We start from the raw sequence: 15,396 nt of genomic DNA on the forward strand, positions 1-15,396 counted from the left end.
CGCTTTAGGCCTGCATGCCCTTGAGCGCTTTTTCGAGATCGGCGAGCTGGAACGGTTTTCGCAGGATAGGCTGGCTTGAATTGCTGCCTTCGGGCGCGCTGCCATATCCCGTTGCAAAGACATAGGGCTTGCCGAGCGCCTCGAGCAGCTTTGCGACCGGCAGCGAACTCTTTCCGGCCAATGATACATCGAGGATAGCCGCGTCGAATTCCTTGTTCTGGGCTGCATCGAGCGCCTGCTCCAGATCCGGAACGTTCGCACTGACGCGGTAGCCGAGATCCTCGAGCATCTCCTCAAGGAGCATGGCGATCAGCGCATCGTCTTCGACGATGAATATGTCTTTCATGGTTTTTTCACCCTCTACCCTTGCGTAGACCATGCCAGGCCCTTTGCTGGGTATCAGGGCTTATCTGTCCCGAGCCGGCTGCTCGTCAAGGCTGGATCGCCGTAGTGCGAGAAACGACATATTGCCCGGCCGGATTCGATATGCAAAAGCTGGAGAGCCGTTTTCGCAACGGAAGGGATGAGGCTGGGAAATGGATTTGTTGAGCGCCACGGACTGGCTGCGTCATAGGCCGGGTTTGACCTATCCGCTCGCTGTCGCCGCCGTTGCATTCACCTTCCTGCTGCGCGTTGCTGCCGGCGATTATCTCTCCGGCTTTCCCTTTCTGAGCTTCTTGCCCGCCGTCTTGATCGCAAGCTTCATCGGCGGTGCCGGGCCAGGGGCGGTCGCCGCCATTCTGTCAGGTTTCGTCGTCCAGCAGTTCTTCGTCGAGCCGCACGATATCTTTTGGCCCGTTACCTTCGGCCAGTGGATCGGCCTGTCGACCTTCGTCGTCAATGCATTCATCATCGTCGGACTGATGCAGGCGATCGTCGTCTCGCACGGCCGGCAGGCGCGCCTGCGTAGAGAACTCAACGATTTTAACAGGAAACTGGAAGAGACGGTTGCGCAACGCACCGGCGAACTGAAACGAGAGATGGCGGAACATGCCGCCGCCCAGGCGCAGGTACGCCAGTTGCAGAAGATGGAAACCATCGGCCAGCTGACCGGCGGCGTCGCTCACGACTTCAACAACATGCTGGCGATCATCGTCGGTAGCCTCGATCTTGCCCAGAGGCGGCTGAACGGTAAGGAGGATCCACGCCTCCTGAACTCGATCCAGAGTGCAAGGGACGGGGCGCAGCGCGCGGCGGTGCTGACCGCGCGCCTGCTCGCCTTTTCACGTCAGCAGCCGCTGGCGCCGGAAATCATAGATGCAAACAAGCTGGTCGGCGGCATGTCGGACCTGCTGCGCCGGATGCTGGGTGAGCAGATCAGGATCGAAGCTGTTCTGGCCGGTGGCCTCTGGCCGACCTTCGCCGATTTGAGCCAGCTTGAAAATGCCATCCTCAACCTCTCGGTCAATGCGCGCGATGCCATGCCCGATGGCGGGCATCTGACCATCGAGACGGCCAATACGGAACTGGACGACCGTTATGCGCGCATGCACCAGGAGGTGGAGGCCGGCCAATACGTGATGATCAGTATCACCGATACCGGCATCGGCATGTCGCCCGAGGTTCTGGAACGCGCCTTCGATCCTTTCTATACCACGAAAGGTCCCGGCAAGGGCACGGGCCTCGGCCTCAGCCAGGTCTATGGCTACGTCAAGCAGAGCAGGGGACACATCAAGATCTATTCCGAGATCGATCGTGGCACGACGGTAAAGATCTATCTCCCGCGCCATGTCGGTTCGGGCGACGTACGTTTTTCGGTGCCGTCGATGACACCGATCCCGCAGGGGAGCATCGAGGATACCATTCTCGTGGTGGAGGATGACGAGAGTGTGCGGGAAATGACAGCCGAAAGCCTGCGGGAACTCGGCTATAGCGTGCTGCAAGCCGCAGGCGGTCCCGAGGCGCTGGACGTTCTGCAGAACGAACGCGTTGATCTCATCTTCACCGATATCGTCATGCCGCAGATGAACGGCCGCCAGCTTGCCGATGCCGTCATGGAGAAGTGGCCGGAAATCCGGATACTCTACACGACCGGCTACACCCGCAATGCCATTGTTCACAATGGTGTGCTGGACCACGGCGTCTCACTGCTTGCCAAGCCCTTCAGCCTGGAACAGCTCGCCCACAAGGTCCGCGAAGTGCTGAACAGCAAGCCTCCTGCGGAACAGGCGTGAGGCCCGGGAAGAGCCTCATTGCCGTGCCGCAAGCCTATTCCAGAACCTGAATGACGCGGTGTGTCTGCGGCTCGACGATCACGCGGCGCTCGTTGATGACGGTATAACCATAGCCGTCCACGTTGGGAACGGTATGGATTTCCACTGTGTTGGGAAGCGTCGTGCCGACGGCGATGTCGCCGTCATAGACGACGGAGGGGACGCTCTGTTCCATCACATAGGTGCGTACTTCCCCCGGGAGCACGACGGTCGAACCGGTGGGCGCCGGATCGGTTATGATGACGCTGCTCTGCGCGAAGGCGGTGGAGCTTACGGTCAGCATGAGGGCGGCCGCGGCCAGCATGGTCTTGCGCATGGATATTCTCCTTTTCGTACCCAGCCATTGGGAAAACGCCAGCCATGTTTCATGGTTCCGCCGGCGAAGCAGCGAGAAGTGCAGAACCCGGCAAGGTTGAGAGCCTCCGGACCATCCTTTGCCAGACGGCGTTCATTTCCTCTCGTGTGGCTGTGCCCGCAAAGGTGGAGCGTCTGCCAACTTTACCCGGTACAACTGTGGTCGAGATGTTGACCATTTGTTAACCATAAGCATCGTTTATTCCTAATGAACGACATAGGGGTTGTTGATTCGGAAATTCGTCGCGCTTTGTCCCTTCAGACAGAGATTAAAAATACGATAGCAACGGCCAGGACATGCATTTTCCTAAGACGATATCGGTGGTGGCCGTTGCTGCCATGATAGCCGGCTGCACGTCGACGGGTGGAGTGCGTCAGCCTGCCGGGCCTGAGACAGTAGAGCCGGAAAAGGCGCTTGTGCTGCCGCCCCCCGGTGGTCCGTCGATCGTCAGCGTCGTAGAACAAAAGCGCGGAAACGGTGTGGAGCAGACGATATCGCTCTTCACGTCCTCATCTGTTCAGGGCCAGAATTTCCTGAAAGCTCAATTCCTTGGCGGGTCAGGCACCAATTCCGGGGCCGGCAGCGCCTCCTACAGGATGATCCGGGAAGGGGATATCGCCCGCGAGCTGGCGCGCTCGGTTCCCGGCGTTCCAATGGCGACATCAGCGACCTTCCTGCAGAACAGCTACGGTCCCTTCGGTTATGCCTCGGGCAGCAGCCGCGCTGGCGATACCTGCATTTATGCCTGGCAGCAGATCCGCTCCAGCCGGTCCGCGCACACGCAGGCGCGCAACTTCGGCATGATCCAGATCCGCCTGCGCCTTTGCGATGCCCGCGCTACCGAGCGCCAGCTTCTCGGTATAGTCTACGGCTACACCGTCACCGGCACTTTCGACGGCGATATCTGGAATCCCTATGGCGCTCCGCCACCGGCCAATCCGGCGCTCGGCCAGACCGGCGCGCCAATCTATCCCGATGAAGGCGGCTATCGTCCGACCACGATGCCGATCGGTTACGAGCCCGCTCCGGCCGCGGTCCGCCAGTCGCGGACCGTATCCGTACGCCGCGTGCAGGTGCAGCCGACACCCGTCGCGCCGGTCCTGCAGCCGCCTGTCGGCCCTCGCGTGCCGTTGCCGAATGACGACACGCAGACGAATGCGATAGAGCCGCCGGTAGAGGCGCCGGCGCCGATCCAACAAACGGCAAGGCCGATCGGTGTGACCGTGCCTTCGCCTGATTGCATAGGCGATGCGGCCATGACAGCCGCCTGCCGGAAATAGCAAATATGCCCAATGCGCCGACGCGCAGCGGTTGAGCCATTTCGAAGGAACGTTCATGCGTAAAGCTGGCAGTGTTGTCATATGGGCCTTGGTGTCGCTTTGTGTGATCGCCCTGATCACGCTGCCCGTCAATCTGCAGACCCAACTCATCGCCAGCATCACCGTCGTCACGGTCATGGCGCTCATCAAGGTGCTGAAGGGTGAGGGCACATGGCGTCTCGTGGCGCTCGCCTTCGGTACGGCCATCGTCCTGCGCTATGTCTATTGGCGCACGACCAATACGCTGCCGCCGGTCAACCAGCTCGCAAACTTCATTCCCGGGCTGCTGCTCTATCTTGCTGAAATGTATAGCGTGATGATGCTGGCGCTGTCGCTCTTCATTGTCGCGACCCCGCTGCCGCCGCGCCCCTCGCGCGCCGGCAAGCTCGAGCGCTTTCCCCATGTCGATGTCTTCGTGCCGTCCTACAACGAAGATGCCGGCCTGCTTGCCAATACGCTCGCCGCCGCCAAGGCGATGGATTATCCGGCCGACAAGCTGCATGTGTGGCTGCTGGACGATGGCGGCACGTTGCAGAAGCGCAATTCCGGCAAGCTGATCGAAGCGCAGGCCGCCGCAGCCCGCCACGCCGAGCTCAAGCAGCTCTGCATCGATCTCGATGTCAATTACCTGACGCGCGACCGCAACGAGCACGCCAAGGCCGGCAACCTCAATAACGGCATGCAGCATTCGAGCGGCGAGCTGATTGCCGTTTTCGACGCCGACCATGCGCCGGCGCGCGATTTCCTTCTGGAGACCGTCGGTTATTTCGACGATGACCCGAAGCTCTTCCTCGTCCAGACGCCGCACTTCTTCATCAATCCTGACCCGCTGGAGCGCAACCTGCGCACCTTCGAAAAGATGCCGAGCGAGAACGAAATGTTCTACGGCATCATCCAGCGCGGCCTCGACAAGTGGAACGCCGCCTTCTTCTGCGGTTCGGCAGCGGTGCTGAGCCGCCGCGCGCTGCAATCCACCAACGGTTTCAGCGGTGTCAGCATCACCGAGGATTGCGAGACCGCGCTTGCCCTTCACGGTGCGGGCTGGAACAGCATCTATCTCGACAAGCCGCTGATCGCCGGGCTGCAGCCGGCCACCTTCGCAAGCTTCATCGGCCAGCGCAGCCGCTGGGCGCAGGGCATGATGCAGATCCTGCGCTTTCGCTTTCCGCTGCTCAAGCGCGGCCTCACCCTGCCGCAGCGCTTCTGCTATATGTCCTCGTCGCTGTTCTGGCTGTTCCCGTTCCCGCGCACGATCTTCCTCTTCGCGCCGCTCTTCTATCTCTTCTTCGATCTGGAAATCTTCACGGCTTCCGGCGGCGAGTTCCTAGCCTATACGCTCGCCTACATGATCGTGAACCTGATGATGCAGAACTATCTCTACGGATCGTTCCGCTGGCCATGGATTTCCGAACTCTATGAATATGTGCAGACGGTGCACCTGTTGCCGGCTGTCGTCTCGGTCATGCTCAATCCGCGCAAGCCGACCTTCAAGGTCACAGCGAAGGACGAATCCATTGCCGTCAGCCGCCTGTCGGAAATCAGCAGGCCCTTCTTCGTCATCTTCGCGGTGCAGATCATCGCTGTGGCGATCACCATCTACAAGATCTACGCCGAACCCTATAAGGCGGATGTCACCCTCGTCGTTGGCGGCTGGAACATCATCAACCTCATCCTTGCCGGCTGCGCGCTCGGCGTCGTCTCCGAGCGCGGGGAGAGGGCGTCCTCCCGTCGCGTGCGCGTCAACCGGCGCTGCGAATTCGGCGTCGGCGACCAGTGGTACACGGCCTCCATCGAGGATGTCTCCGTCCACGGCGCGCGCCTGCACATCTTCAGCAAGCATTTCGATGCAGTGCAGGTCGGCGCCCTCGGCGAAATCCGCTTCCGTCCCTATAGCGGCGCCGATCTCGAAACCTTGCCGCTCATCGTCCGCAACATCGAACCCTCGGGCGATATCACCAATGTCGGCTGCCAGTATCAGCCGAAGAGCGCGCTGGATCACCGCCTGATCGCCGACCTGATCTTCGCCAATTCCGATCAGTGGACGCAGTTCCAGGCTTCTCGCCGCCGTAATCCCGGCCTCATCAGGGGCACCGTCTGGTTCCTCGGCCTCTCGCTCTACCAGACGAGCCGTGGCCTGGTGTATTTCTTCCGCAGCATGCGGCCGGAGCGCGAAGCGCATCGACAGCAGCAGGCGGCAAAGGTGAACGCCGGATGAGAAAGCTCTTCGCCGCTTCCCTTTTTCTGGTCGGCACGTCGGTTCTCGCTTATGCGCAGATCAGCCCTTTCGACATGTCTGGCGAGCGTCCGGCAGGTGCGCCGCCAGTCGCTCCGCGCCTGAGACTGCCCACCCAGCCCGCGCCGGCTCCTGTTCCCGTCGTGCCGCAGACGGTTGCCCCGCAGCCGGTGCCGCCTCCCGCACCGGCGCAGACGCAGGCGCCCGCGCCGGCCGCGCCGCCGATCAGCGCCATCCCCGCGGCACCCGCACCGGCGTCGGCAACGCCTTCCGCCCCGGCGCAGGCCCAGCCGCAGCCGGCCACGCCGCCTGCCGTCCGTGCTGTCGCGTCTGCTCCGCAATCCGGTGATTTCAGGCGCTATATCGTGCCCTTCTCCGAACTCGCCCTCAGTGGTGAATACGACCGCAGGTCATGGTCGATCTATCTGACAACGGAGCAGGCGGCGGCGAAAGCGCTGTTCACGTTCACCTATCAGAACGCCATCGTCGTCGCTCCCGAAGTGTCGCAGCTGACCGTGTTCATCAACAATCGTGCCATCGGCCAGCAGCAGGTCGGTTCACCCGACAGCCCATCGGCGGTCAGCTTCGAGGTTCCTCAGGGCCTGCTGCAACCCGGCGCCAACCTCATCACCTTCGAAGCCAATCAGCGTCACCGCACGGATTGCAGCATCGACTCCACCTATGAACTCTGGTCGAACATTGATCCGGCCGGCACCTATCTGAGCTTTGCCGGCAGCGATGCCGGCCAGCTTTCCGGCACGGATGCAATCCGCGCTATCGGCGTCGATGGCACCGGCAAGACGCAATTCGATCTGGTCGTTCCGGCAATGGAACAGCCCGGTACCACCAAGCCGCTCCTGCGTCTGGCGCAGGGCCTGTCGCTCCTGAGCGGCATGCCGAACCAGGTCTTTGCCTTCAGTACCGGCACGCTTCCTGCAGCTGGTCCCGGCAAGATGGGCGTGCTCGTTGGTACCACGGCCGAGCTGCGGCCGATCTTCCCCAGCCTTCCCCAGGGCGCTGAAAGCGCCCCACTTGCCGCCTTTGTCACTGATCCGCGCAGTGGTTCGCCCATCCTGCTGATCAGCGGTCCATCCTGGCAGGCGGTTTCGACAGCGATCGATACCATCGTGTCTCCGACCGACCGGGCCCCCGAAATACGCCGCGACGTGCTGACCACGCAGCGCTGGACGGCGCCCGACGCGCCGCTTCTCTTTGCCGATACGCGCATCCCGCTTTCGCAGCTCGGCATACGCACCGTCGACTTCTCCGGCCGCCGCTTCCGCACCGGCTTCAATGTCGCCGTGCCGGCCGATTTCTATGCCAATGCCTATGGCGAGGCGAAAATCCTGCTCGATGCCGCCTATTCCAGCAAAGTGCTCCCCGGCAGCCATATCGACGTCTATGTAAACGGCAACATCGCCTCCACCGTGCCGATCGCCACGACCAACGGCGGTATTTTCCGCCAGCTTCCGATCCGCGTGACCATGCGGCACTTCAAGCCTGGCCTGAATTCGATCGCCATCGAGGCAGTTCTGATGACTGAGGACGATGCGGCCTGCGTCCCCGGTGCGACGGCCTCGCAGGCGCCGCGCTTTGCACTGTTTGACACGTCCGAATTTCATATGCCGGATTTCGCCCGCGTCGGGCAGCGTCCGAACCTCGCGGCCATGGCCGGCACATCCTACCCTTATGGGCGCAATCCCGATCCGACGCCGCTGTTCATCGACCGTACCGATGCCGGCACGCTATCGGCCGCGGCGACCCTGCTTGGTCAGCTCGCCATCATGGCCGGTCACCCGATCGCAATCGAACCCGTCGCCTCTCCGGGCGTGGTCGGTGACCGCAACGCCATTTTCATCGGCTCGATTTCGCAGATGCCGGCAACAGCGCTCGCCCAGGTCAATGTCGCAACCGCCAGCCAGGCTTCCTGGCGGCCGGTGACGGATTCACAGCCGACGGAAATCGATAATCGCGAGGCGCTGGAGCAATGGCGCTCGCGCATCACCGGCGGCGCACTACAGGGCCGCATAGAGGCGTTCCGCGAATGGCTGCGCCGCAACTTCGACATCACTGCCAGCTCGCTGCAGTTCGTCCCAAATGCCGAACAGGTATTCACGCCGTCGAATGCTGCGACCTTGATGATCGCGCAAGGCAAGAGCCCGGATGGCGGCGGTGCCTGGACCGTCGTGACGTCGCCCTCGGCCAAAGACCTGCGCGAGGGGCTGAATGCGCTCACTACCCAGATGAACTGGCCGCAAATCGCAGGCCATATCACCACTTATTCCAGCCGCACTGGCGAGATCGAGAGCATTCCGGTCACGCGCTTCGATTTCGTGCCCACTGACGGCTTGTCGATCGCCAACTATCGCCTGATCGCCGCCAACTGGCTGTCGACGAATATTCTCTCCTATTCTTTCCTTTTGGTCGTGTTGTCGCTGCTGATCGGTCTGGCCACTTCCAGAATGCTCTCAAGGCTCGGCAGGTCGAAATGAAGACCTGGATCGCCACATTGCTCGCAGGCACGATGATGCTGGCGCTCGCCGGTGAGCCGGCCTCTGCCCAGCAGCCGCGGATCAGCAGCGAGGCATGGGCTGCCTATAAGGCGAAGTTCCTCGATCCGAGCGGCCGCATCGTCGATAACGGCAACGGCAATATCAGCCATAGCGAAGGGCAGGGCTATGGCCTGCTGCTCGCTTATCTCGCCGCAAGCCCGGCCGATTTCGAGCAGATCTGGTATTTCACCCGCACCGAACTGCTGCTGCGCAATGACGGCCTTGCCGTCTGGAAATGGGATCCGTCAGCCACGCCGCATGTGACCGACACCAACAATGCTTCCGACGGCGACATATTGATCGCCTATGCCCTTGCGCTGGCGGGCTCCGCCTGGAACCGAGCCGACTATATCACCGCGGCCACCCGCATAGCGCAGTCGACGCTGTCGGAAACCGTAGCCGATTTTGCCGGCCGCACCCTGCTGATGCCCGGTGCGGAAGGCTTCTCCGGCGCGGATCGCGACGATGGCCCCGTCATCAACCCATCCTACTGGGTCTATGAAGCGCTTCCCGTCATGGCAGCACTTGCACCGTCCAATCAGTGGCAGAAACTCGCGGATGATGGTCTCTCACTGCTCAAGGCCATGCAGTTCGGTCCGCGCAAGCTGCCCGCCGAATGGGTGAGCCTGAAGCGCCAGCCGCAGCCGGCAGAAGGTTTTGACATTGAATTCGGCTACAATGCGATCCGTATCCCGCTCTATCTGGCGCGAGGCGGCGTGACCGACAGGGCGTTGCTGACGCGTCTCAAAGAAGGCATGACCGCAAACGGTGTGCCCGCCACCATCGATCTTACTACCGGGCAGCCGAAGACCGAGCTTTCCGACCCTGGTTATGAAATTGTTAACCACGTTGTGGCCTGTGTATTAGACGGAACCAAACTACCTGCCGAAGCGCTGCAATTTGCGCCCGCCTATTATTATCCATCAACGCTTCAGCTTCTGGGGCTGGCCTATGTCGGGGAGAAGCATCCAGAGTGTCTGTGAAATCTTCTGTTGTGGCGATAACGGCAGCAGTCCTGGTGGCGACTCTCATCGCCGGGCTGAAGGACCGTGAAGCATTGCAGGAACGTTTCGGCTTTGGTGGCAGGACCCCCGAACTCATGATGATGGGGCGCATAAAGGGGCCGGATACTCCTTCCAATCAGCCGATCGACGTGCAGACCGTGGCGGAACGAATCCAGGCCGCGACACAGGATAATTCCGGCGATCAGCCCCAGAGCCCGGCGCAGACGGATCTGATCCAGACAAGCCAAGCCCAGACAAATCAGGCGCAGACAAATCAGCCCCAGCAGCCGGCTCCGGTTCCGGTCGTCCCGCAGACCACACCATCAGCGACTCCCGCCGGTGCCGCCACCACGCCGGCCAATCCGCCGCCAGCAGGCACGGCAGCAGGCCAGCAGCCGGTCGTTGACGTAAGTGCCCTTCGTTATTTCGCCAGCCGCGGCGACAAGCTTCGCCTTCAGGCGGAAATTTCCCGCCTTCAGGCGCTCTATCCGAATTGGGTGCCGCCCGCCGATCCGCTCGCCATTCCACAGAACGGCGACCGGCAACTCGAAAACATGTGGCGGCTTTATTCCGAGGGTCGTTATGCCGAGCTGCGCAAGGCGATCGCCGATCGCCAGGCCGCCGAAAGCTGGCAGCCGCCGGCCGACCTGCTCGACCGTCTCGATGTCGCCGAATCCCGAACCCGGCTCATCAATGCCTCCGATCTCAAGCAATATGCGACGGTCATCGATATCGCGGCCGAAACGCCGAGCCTGCTGACCTGTGCTGAGATCGATGTGCTCTGGCGCGTCGCCGAAGCATTCGTTGAGACGAACAGGCAGCAGCGCGGGCAGGATGCCTACACCTACATCCTGAAGAATTGCACCGAGCCGGCCGAACGCGTGGCGACGATCCAGAAGGCTGCCGCTCTTCTGCCATATGGTTCGATGCAGGCGCTGCTTTCTCTCGAAAAACCTGCAGATGCCAATGGTGTCAGAGAATTTGACAGCCTGCGCGATGATCTTGCCCGCCGCTTTGTTGCCGATGGCAACGACGATGCAAAGCTCGAAGTCGCTCCCGATTATATCTCTCGCGTCGAGAGGCTTGCCAAAGAGCAGGGGCTACCCTCGGACGCGTTGCTGCTTGGCTGGTATCAGCTTCGCCGCAACAACGAGGCGGATGCCGAAAAATGGTTCCGCATCGCCCATGAGAAGCAGGATTCCGCTGTTGCCTCGCAGGGCCTGGCGTTGGCGCTGATTGCCCGCAAGTCGCCGCAGGAAGCGGAGGACGTCATGTATAAATGGCGTGACGATTCCAAGGATGCGACCGCCACCTATCTTGCCGCGACCGCCAATCTGATGGCCCTGCAGCCGCCGGCCGATCTGAGCGAGGACGTGCTCGGTCGCATCGCCGCCACGATCATCGAGCAGAAATACGTGCCGACGGCTCAACAGTTCGGCTGGTATGCCCGTTCGTTGAACCAGTTCCAGACGGCCGCTCGCTGGTTCGAGACGGGACTGCGCTGGAAGCCGGATGACGAACCCTCAGCCTATGGCCTTGCCGTTACCCGGCAGCAGTTGAACGATCGTGCCGGAGTTGCCGAGATCCAGCGTCTCTGGGCCGGTCGTTCGCCCCGCATTGCCACGTTGAACGATACGTCTGCCGGCTCGCGAGCCAACGCTCCATTGCCGGCCCCCGGTTCTGCGATAGAGCCGCAGCCTCCAATTCAGCCCACAGCACCGCAAGTCCAGTCTGCGCCGACCGAACGCAGTGCAGCCTTCCAGCCAGAGCCTCGGCCCCCCGCGCAATTCCAATCCCAGCAGTCCCAAGTGCAGGCCCAGCCCGTTGCGCCGGCAAGGCCCGCCAGGGTCATGCAGACGGTTGCGGTCGAACGTGGTCCGCGCCAGCTTCGCGGATGCTCCACAACCATCGATCCCACCCGCCTCAATCCCGGCGATGCGCTGACACGCGGCTGGTGCCTGATGGACATCAACAGGCCTATGGAGGCGGTGAAGGCTTTCGAGGCGGCGCTTGCAAGTCCTGTGCGCAAGGAGCGTGAGGATGCCGCCTACGGCCAGAGCCTTGCCTATCTGCGCGCCGGCCTTTCCAACAGTGCCGCAGTCGCGGCCACCAAGGCGCCGCAGAACCGCGACCGCGCCTCCGAACTGCAGGTGGCGATCCTTGCCGATCGCGCGCTTGCCGCCTTCGAAGGCGGACGCTATCGCGAAGCGCTCATTTTTCTCGACCAGCGCGCCCAGTTGCAGCAGGAGCGCGTCGATCTCATGGTACTGCGTGGCTACAGCTACATGAATCTGAAGATGTATGGTGACGCCACGCGCGTTTTCGAGGCTGCGGCTGCCACTGGCAATCGCGATGCCACACGCGGCCTTGCGGATGTGAGGAGCATCACCCATCCGGAGGTCAACGACTAAAGCGCGTCGCGATCTTTCAGATTCGCGCGCCACGCTTTAGGTCTTTGTTTGACGCATGTCGTTATCGTAAAACCGCTGCACACTTTTGCGCGAGATGCTTTAGGTTGACGCCGCTCCTGTGCTCGGCTAGTCGCGGAAGGCCTGACGGCTTTCCGCTTCGCAAGGAACCCTCCTTTGTCCACTTCCCATCGCGTTCTCGACAAGACCTACGATGCCTTCCTGTTCGATATGGACGGCACCGTGCTGAACTCCATCGCCGTCGTCGAGCGCGTCTGGAGCGAGTGGGGGCTCCGCCATGGTTTCGAGCCTGAGGTTCTTCTGAAGACCATCCATGGTGTTCGTGCATCTGACTCCATTCGCCAACTCGGCCTTCCCGGTGTCGATCCGATTGCTGAGGCAAAGTTGCTTCTGAAAGAGGAGATGGAGGATTTCGAGGGCATCGTCGAGATTCCGGGCTCCATCCGCTTCCTGAATGCACTGCCCGCGGATCGCTGGGGGATCGTCACTTCGGCGCCGATCGAACTCGCCGTCCGCCGCATGGCGGCGGCAGGCATTCCCATGCCGAAAATGATCGTCAGCGGCGAGGAAGTCTCGTCAGGCAAGCCGAGCCCGGAATGCTATCTGCTCGGCGCGAGCCGCCTTGGCGTCGATCCCACCCGCTGCCTGGTATTCGAGGATGCGGTTGCAGGCATTCTCGCCGGCGAGGGTGCCGGAGCCGATGTCACTGTCATCACCGAAACCCATGCGACGCCCTTCGAGACACCGCATTTCACCATCGCCAACTATGCCGCATGGCAACCGCATGTGGCGGCGGATGGTAAGCTCGCGCTCTCAGCCGCTTAAAGCGTGTCGCGCAAAAGTGTGCAGCGGTTTTGCGATAGCGACATGCGAAAACAAGAACCTAAAGCGCGACAAGCGAATCTGAAAGATCGCGACGTGCTTTAGTCTGGCAGCCTGAATAGTCTTGAAGGCAGAGGGCTTCAGAATTTATAGCCCACGCCGATCATCACGACATGCTGGTCGATGTCGCCGTCGAGCCCGAGAAGATCGGCGCTGCCGTAATCATTGTAGCGATATTCCAGCCGGCCGAAGACGTTATTGGTGAAGGCGTAGTCGACGCCCGCGCCGATCGTCCAGCCTGATAGCGTATCCCTGTCGTTGCCGGCGGGGCCGTCGATATGGGCCTGCGCACCCGTCCAGCCTGCCGCGCCATAGATCAGAGCGCGATCGATCGCATAGCCGAGCCGGGCTCGGACGGAGCCGGCAGTTTCGAGGCCGACTTCAAACGGGCCGACATCGGCCTTGTCCCAGTTATAGGAAACGTCACCTTCGATACCGAAGACAAAATTGTTGTCGAGCTGCCAGTTATAGCCGACGAAGCCAGTGATCAGGCCACCATTCATGTCTTCGGAAAAGACGTCGAAATCGCCATTGGCCCAGGTTGGCCCGCCACCGACACCGACGTAGACGCCCGTCCATGTGAAGACTGGCGCGATCTCGGCTGCCGGTGCGGCCGGCACCTCTTCGATGGCATCAGCCGCCATGGCCGAGCCGGCAACGAGGCCGGTGACGAGGAAGCTGGCGACTGCGGCCGATACGAGATGACGTTTCATGATTTCCCCCTGCCGGCAAGAGCCGGCCGAAAACTCGTTGAGATCCGACTGCCTCGGACAGAAACCGCATCGACGCATGGCACATCGCGGCTACGGGCAAGCGACCCGCAAAATCATGGTTTCCAACGCGGTTTTTGGGTAAAGGTTCCGGGAGGGGGTTACGGCCCGACTGGATGGTCAATCGGCAGAGCAGAAGCCGGCAAGGCTTAGAGCTTGATGCGATTGCCCTTGTTGTCGAGCATCTGCAGTACGTTGCCGTCCGTCTTGATTGAAATGCAGTCAGTCTGCTTGTTGGGGAAAAGAACGCAGATCTGACCGTCTGAAATTTTATAGCCGTTCTTATTGCCTGGACGGTATTCATAGCCGTTCGAGGCCTTCCGCAAGTCGCTGGCGCCTTTCAGCATCTGACGGATTTCGTTTTCCTTGGCGTTCCGGAACCGGACGTTTTCTGCCAATGCGATATGCGAGGAGGCCAGCGTCACGATCATGCCGATGAGAAGTGAGCGGCTTGGCAGCATGTGGTAAACTCCAGGCAATGGTCTGCGGGAAATTGAAGAGAGTGAAATGATCAGGATCGTTCTTGCCTTAGCTTTAGCAGTGGTTGCCGGTAATGCAATGGCTGTCGATCCGAGAAATCCGCGTGTCGACCGGCAAACCTACCAGGATTGCCGCCGCTTTCCCGAGCGTTGCGCCGGTGACGACCGCAACCGCAATCGTCGCGATTATTACCGCGACAACACCCGCCAGGGCTCGGGCCGGTACATCTACCGCGGCGAGCGCCGCATATGGACGGATGAATCGCGCTGAGGCCGCGCCGCGCGCCCTCACTCTTGCGAGATGCGGAAAGACTGAGATTTCAAGGGATTAAATGGTCGGGGCGACTGGACTCGAACCAGCGACCCCTTGACCCCCAGTCAAGTGCGCTACCGGGCTGCGCTACGCCCCGACCTGCCGAAACGGCTTGCTTCTGTTAGACTTTTCGGTTTTTGGACGCAAGGGAAAAATGCCGCCGTGATCATAAAACGGAACTTGTCCTGGGGAATGTTTTCTGAGGAGCTTGTGTCCTGCCTCGCTGGAGCCGTCCAGAGGCCACACAACTCGCCGCTGACTGTTGAAAAAAGTCCGCGCAAAGCGGCAAAAATCCTTGCATACGACGGAGCAGCATGGAAATCCTCCCGCCCATAAGCAACGCGACGACAAGCTGCGTCGACCTTTGCCGGAATAATATGAGGTTTAGGTTGTAATTTTTGATATACTAAATTTTCGGTAAACTATTTCTTTAATATTTCTGTCAAATATCCCCGCGTGGAGCGGGGGATTTATTTCATATCGGGACGAAATCTACCTATGATTGAAGTTGATCTACGCGATCGTCCCAATTTTGGATTATCTGAAAATTGAAATTTATTCGCAATTTTGTTGCTGAGGGTGTAGTGAAGAGAAATCGTAGAAAAGTGTAGTTTCGGGCTTATGACGATCGACAATAAGACACAGGATTGCCGGCAGAGCCTTACCGCTGCATTCAAGGCTCTCGCTGACGAAGCCGTGAAAGCCGGCTGGCCGGAAGGGGATGTTGCCCTTGCGCTCGCGGAGCTTGCCGAAGAGCATGTCGCCGAGGTTGGCGCCAAGGTGATTGTCGAAGGCTTCAGTCAGTATCAGTTTCATCAGGCGAGCGGCCGGCTGAAATTCTGAGCTG

At 60.8% G+C, this 15,396-nt stretch carries 13 protein-coding genes and 1 tRNA gene; 9 read left to right on the top strand and 5 right to left on the bottom strand.

Annotated features, from left to right (window positions below):
- Nucleotides 1-4: 4 nt before the first annotated feature.
- Nucleotides 5-346: a response regulator gene (locus AB4Z13_RS06995; RefSeq protein WP_310382910.1), complete on the bottom strand. Its 342-nt coding sequence runs from the start codon at nucleotides 344-346 to the stop codon at nucleotides 5-7.
- A gap of 190 nt (nucleotides 347-536) precedes the next feature.
- Here AB4Z13_RS06995 and AB4Z13_RS07000 point away from each other — a divergent pair, with 190 nt between their 5' ends.
- A complete protein-coding gene (locus AB4Z13_RS07000) occupies nucleotides 537-2,174 on the top strand; it encodes a response regulator (protein ID WP_439014567.1) in 1,638 nt (545 codons plus the stop codon).
- 34 nt (nucleotides 2,175-2,208) lie between these two features.
- On the opposite strand, the gene AB4Z13_RS07005 is transcribed toward AB4Z13_RS07000, so the two are convergent.
- On the bottom strand, nucleotides 2,209-2,529 hold the full coding sequence (locus tag AB4Z13_RS07005) for a DUF1236 domain-containing protein (protein WP_439014568.1): 321 nt from the start codon (nucleotides 2,527-2,529) through the stop codon (nucleotides 2,209-2,211).
- A gap of 335 nt (nucleotides 2,530-2,864) precedes the next feature.
- On the opposite strand from AB4Z13_RS07005, the gene bcsN reads away from it, so the two are divergent.
- The 6 genes from bcsN to AB4Z13_RS07035 all read left to right on the top strand — a co-directional run bounded on the left by bcsN (nucleotide 2,865) and on the right by AB4Z13_RS07035 (nucleotide 12,930).
- Nucleotides 2,865-3,848, top strand: a complete 984-nt coding sequence (gene bcsN / locus AB4Z13_RS07010; protein ID WP_439014569.1) for a cellulose biosynthesis protein BcsN — start codon at nucleotides 2,865-2,867, stop codon at nucleotides 3,846-3,848.
- Between the two features lie 55 nt (nucleotides 3,849-3,903).
- The gene (gene bcsA / locus AB4Z13_RS07015) at nucleotides 3,904-6,102 is read left to right on the top strand and encodes a UDP-forming cellulose synthase catalytic subunit (protein ID WP_439014570.1); all 2,199 of its coding nucleotides are present in this window, start codon (nucleotides 3,904-3,906) and stop codon (nucleotides 6,100-6,102) included.
- Nucleotides 6,099-8,612: a cellulose biosynthesis cyclic di-GMP-binding regulatory protein BcsB gene (locus tag AB4Z13_RS07020; RefSeq protein WP_439014571.1), complete on the top strand. Its 2,514-nt coding sequence runs from the start codon at nucleotides 6,099-6,101 to the stop codon at nucleotides 8,610-8,612. Before bcsA ends, AB4Z13_RS07020 begins: the two co-directional genes overlap by 4 nt.
- Nucleotides 8,609-9,655 carry a glycosyl hydrolase family 8 gene (locus AB4Z13_RS07025; protein ID WP_439014572.1) on the top strand — a complete coding sequence of 349 codons (1,047 nt, stop codon included), beginning with the start codon at nucleotides 8,609-8,611 and terminating at the stop codon, nucleotides 9,653-9,655. The genes AB4Z13_RS07020 and AB4Z13_RS07025 overlap by 4 nt, the downstream gene beginning before the upstream one ends.
- Nucleotides 9,652-12,087, top strand: a complete 2,436-nt coding sequence (locus AB4Z13_RS07030; RefSeq protein WP_439014573.1) for a cellulose synthase — start codon at nucleotides 9,652-9,654, stop codon at nucleotides 12,085-12,087. Before AB4Z13_RS07025 ends, AB4Z13_RS07030 begins: the two co-directional genes overlap by 4 nt.
- Before the next feature lie 174 nt (nucleotides 12,088-12,261).
- The gene (locus AB4Z13_RS07035) at nucleotides 12,262-12,930 is read left to right on the top strand and encodes an HAD family hydrolase (RefSeq protein WP_405049716.1); all 669 of its coding nucleotides are present in this window, start codon (nucleotides 12,262-12,264) and stop codon (nucleotides 12,928-12,930) included.
- A gap of 137 nt (nucleotides 12,931-13,067) precedes the next feature.
- On the opposite strand, the gene AB4Z13_RS07040 is transcribed toward AB4Z13_RS07035, so the two are convergent.
- The gene (locus tag AB4Z13_RS07040) at nucleotides 13,068-13,700 is read right to left on the bottom strand and encodes an outer membrane protein (RefSeq protein WP_442205944.1); all 633 of its coding nucleotides are present in this window, start codon (nucleotides 13,698-13,700) and stop codon (nucleotides 13,068-13,070) included.
- Nucleotides 13,701-13,906: 206 nt separating this feature from the next.
- On the bottom strand, nucleotides 13,907-14,218 hold the full coding sequence (locus AB4Z13_RS07045) for a hypothetical protein (protein WP_439014575.1): 312 nt from the start codon (nucleotides 14,216-14,218) through the stop codon (nucleotides 13,907-13,909).
- 46 nt (nucleotides 14,219-14,264) lie between these two features.
- Here AB4Z13_RS07045 and AB4Z13_RS07050 point away from each other — a divergent pair, with 46 nt between their 5' ends.
- Nucleotides 14,265-14,507, top strand: a complete 243-nt coding sequence (locus AB4Z13_RS07050; protein ID WP_439014576.1) for a hypothetical protein — start codon at nucleotides 14,265-14,267, stop codon at nucleotides 14,505-14,507.
- A gap of 62 nt (nucleotides 14,508-14,569) precedes the next feature.
- Here AB4Z13_RS07050 and AB4Z13_RS07055 read toward each other — a convergent pair.
- A tRNA-Pro gene (locus tag AB4Z13_RS07055) sits at nucleotides 14,570-14,646 on the bottom strand.
- Between the two features lie 524 nt (nucleotides 14,647-15,170).
- Between AB4Z13_RS07055 and AB4Z13_RS07060 the strand changes: the two genes are divergently transcribed.
- Entirely contained in the window at nucleotides 15,171-15,392 is a 222-nt protein-coding gene (locus tag AB4Z13_RS07060; RefSeq protein ID WP_439014643.1) for a hypothetical protein, read from the top strand.
- Nucleotides 15,393-15,396: the final 4 nt, after the last annotated feature.

Origin of the sequence: Rhizobium sp. YAF28 (assembly GCF_052113285.1) — a bacterium.
In the GTDB taxonomy this organism is placed as follows: Bacteria; Pseudomonadota; Alphaproteobacteria; order Rhizobiales; family Rhizobiaceae; genus Rhizobium.

Bases quoted from the DNA above. Each gene is read 5' to 3' on its own strand.
- AB4Z13_RS06995 (WP_310382910.1), bottom strand. From the start codon at position 346: ATGAAAGACATATTCATCGTCGAAGACGATGCGCTGATCGCCATGCTC.
- AB4Z13_RS07000 (WP_439014567.1), top strand. From the start codon at position 537: ATGGATTTGTTGAGCGCCACGGACTGGCTGCGTCATAGGCCGGGTTTG.
- AB4Z13_RS07005 (WP_439014568.1), bottom strand. From the start codon at position 2,529: ATGCGCAAGACCATGCTGGCCGCGGCCGCCCTCATGCTGACCGTAAGC.
- bcsN (WP_439014569.1), top strand. From the start codon at position 2,865: ATGCATTTTCCTAAGACGATATCGGTGGTGGCCGTTGCTGCCATGATA.
- bcsA (WP_439014570.1), top strand. From the start codon at position 3,904: ATGCGTAAAGCTGGCAGTGTTGTCATATGGGCCTTGGTGTCGCTTTGT.
- AB4Z13_RS07020 (WP_439014571.1), top strand. From the start codon at position 6,099: ATGAGAAAGCTCTTCGCCGCTTCCCTTTTTCTGGTCGGCACGTCGGTT.
- AB4Z13_RS07025 (WP_439014572.1), top strand. From the start codon at position 8,609: ATGAAGACCTGGATCGCCACATTGCTCGCAGGCACGATGATGCTGGCG.
- AB4Z13_RS07040 (WP_442205944.1), bottom strand. From the start codon at position 13,700: ATGAAACGTCATCTCGTATCGGCCGCAGTCGCCAGCTTCCTCGTCACC.
- AB4Z13_RS07045 (WP_439014575.1), bottom strand. From the start codon at position 14,218: ATGCTGCCAAGCCGCTCACTTCTCATCGGCATGATCGTGACGCTGGCC.
- AB4Z13_RS07050 (WP_439014576.1), top strand. From the start codon at position 14,265: ATGATCAGGATCGTTCTTGCCTTAGCTTTAGCAGTGGTTGCCGGTAAT.
- AB4Z13_RS07060 (WP_439014643.1), top strand. From the start codon at position 15,171: ATGACGATCGACAATAAGACACAGGATTGCCGGCAGAGCCTTACCGCT.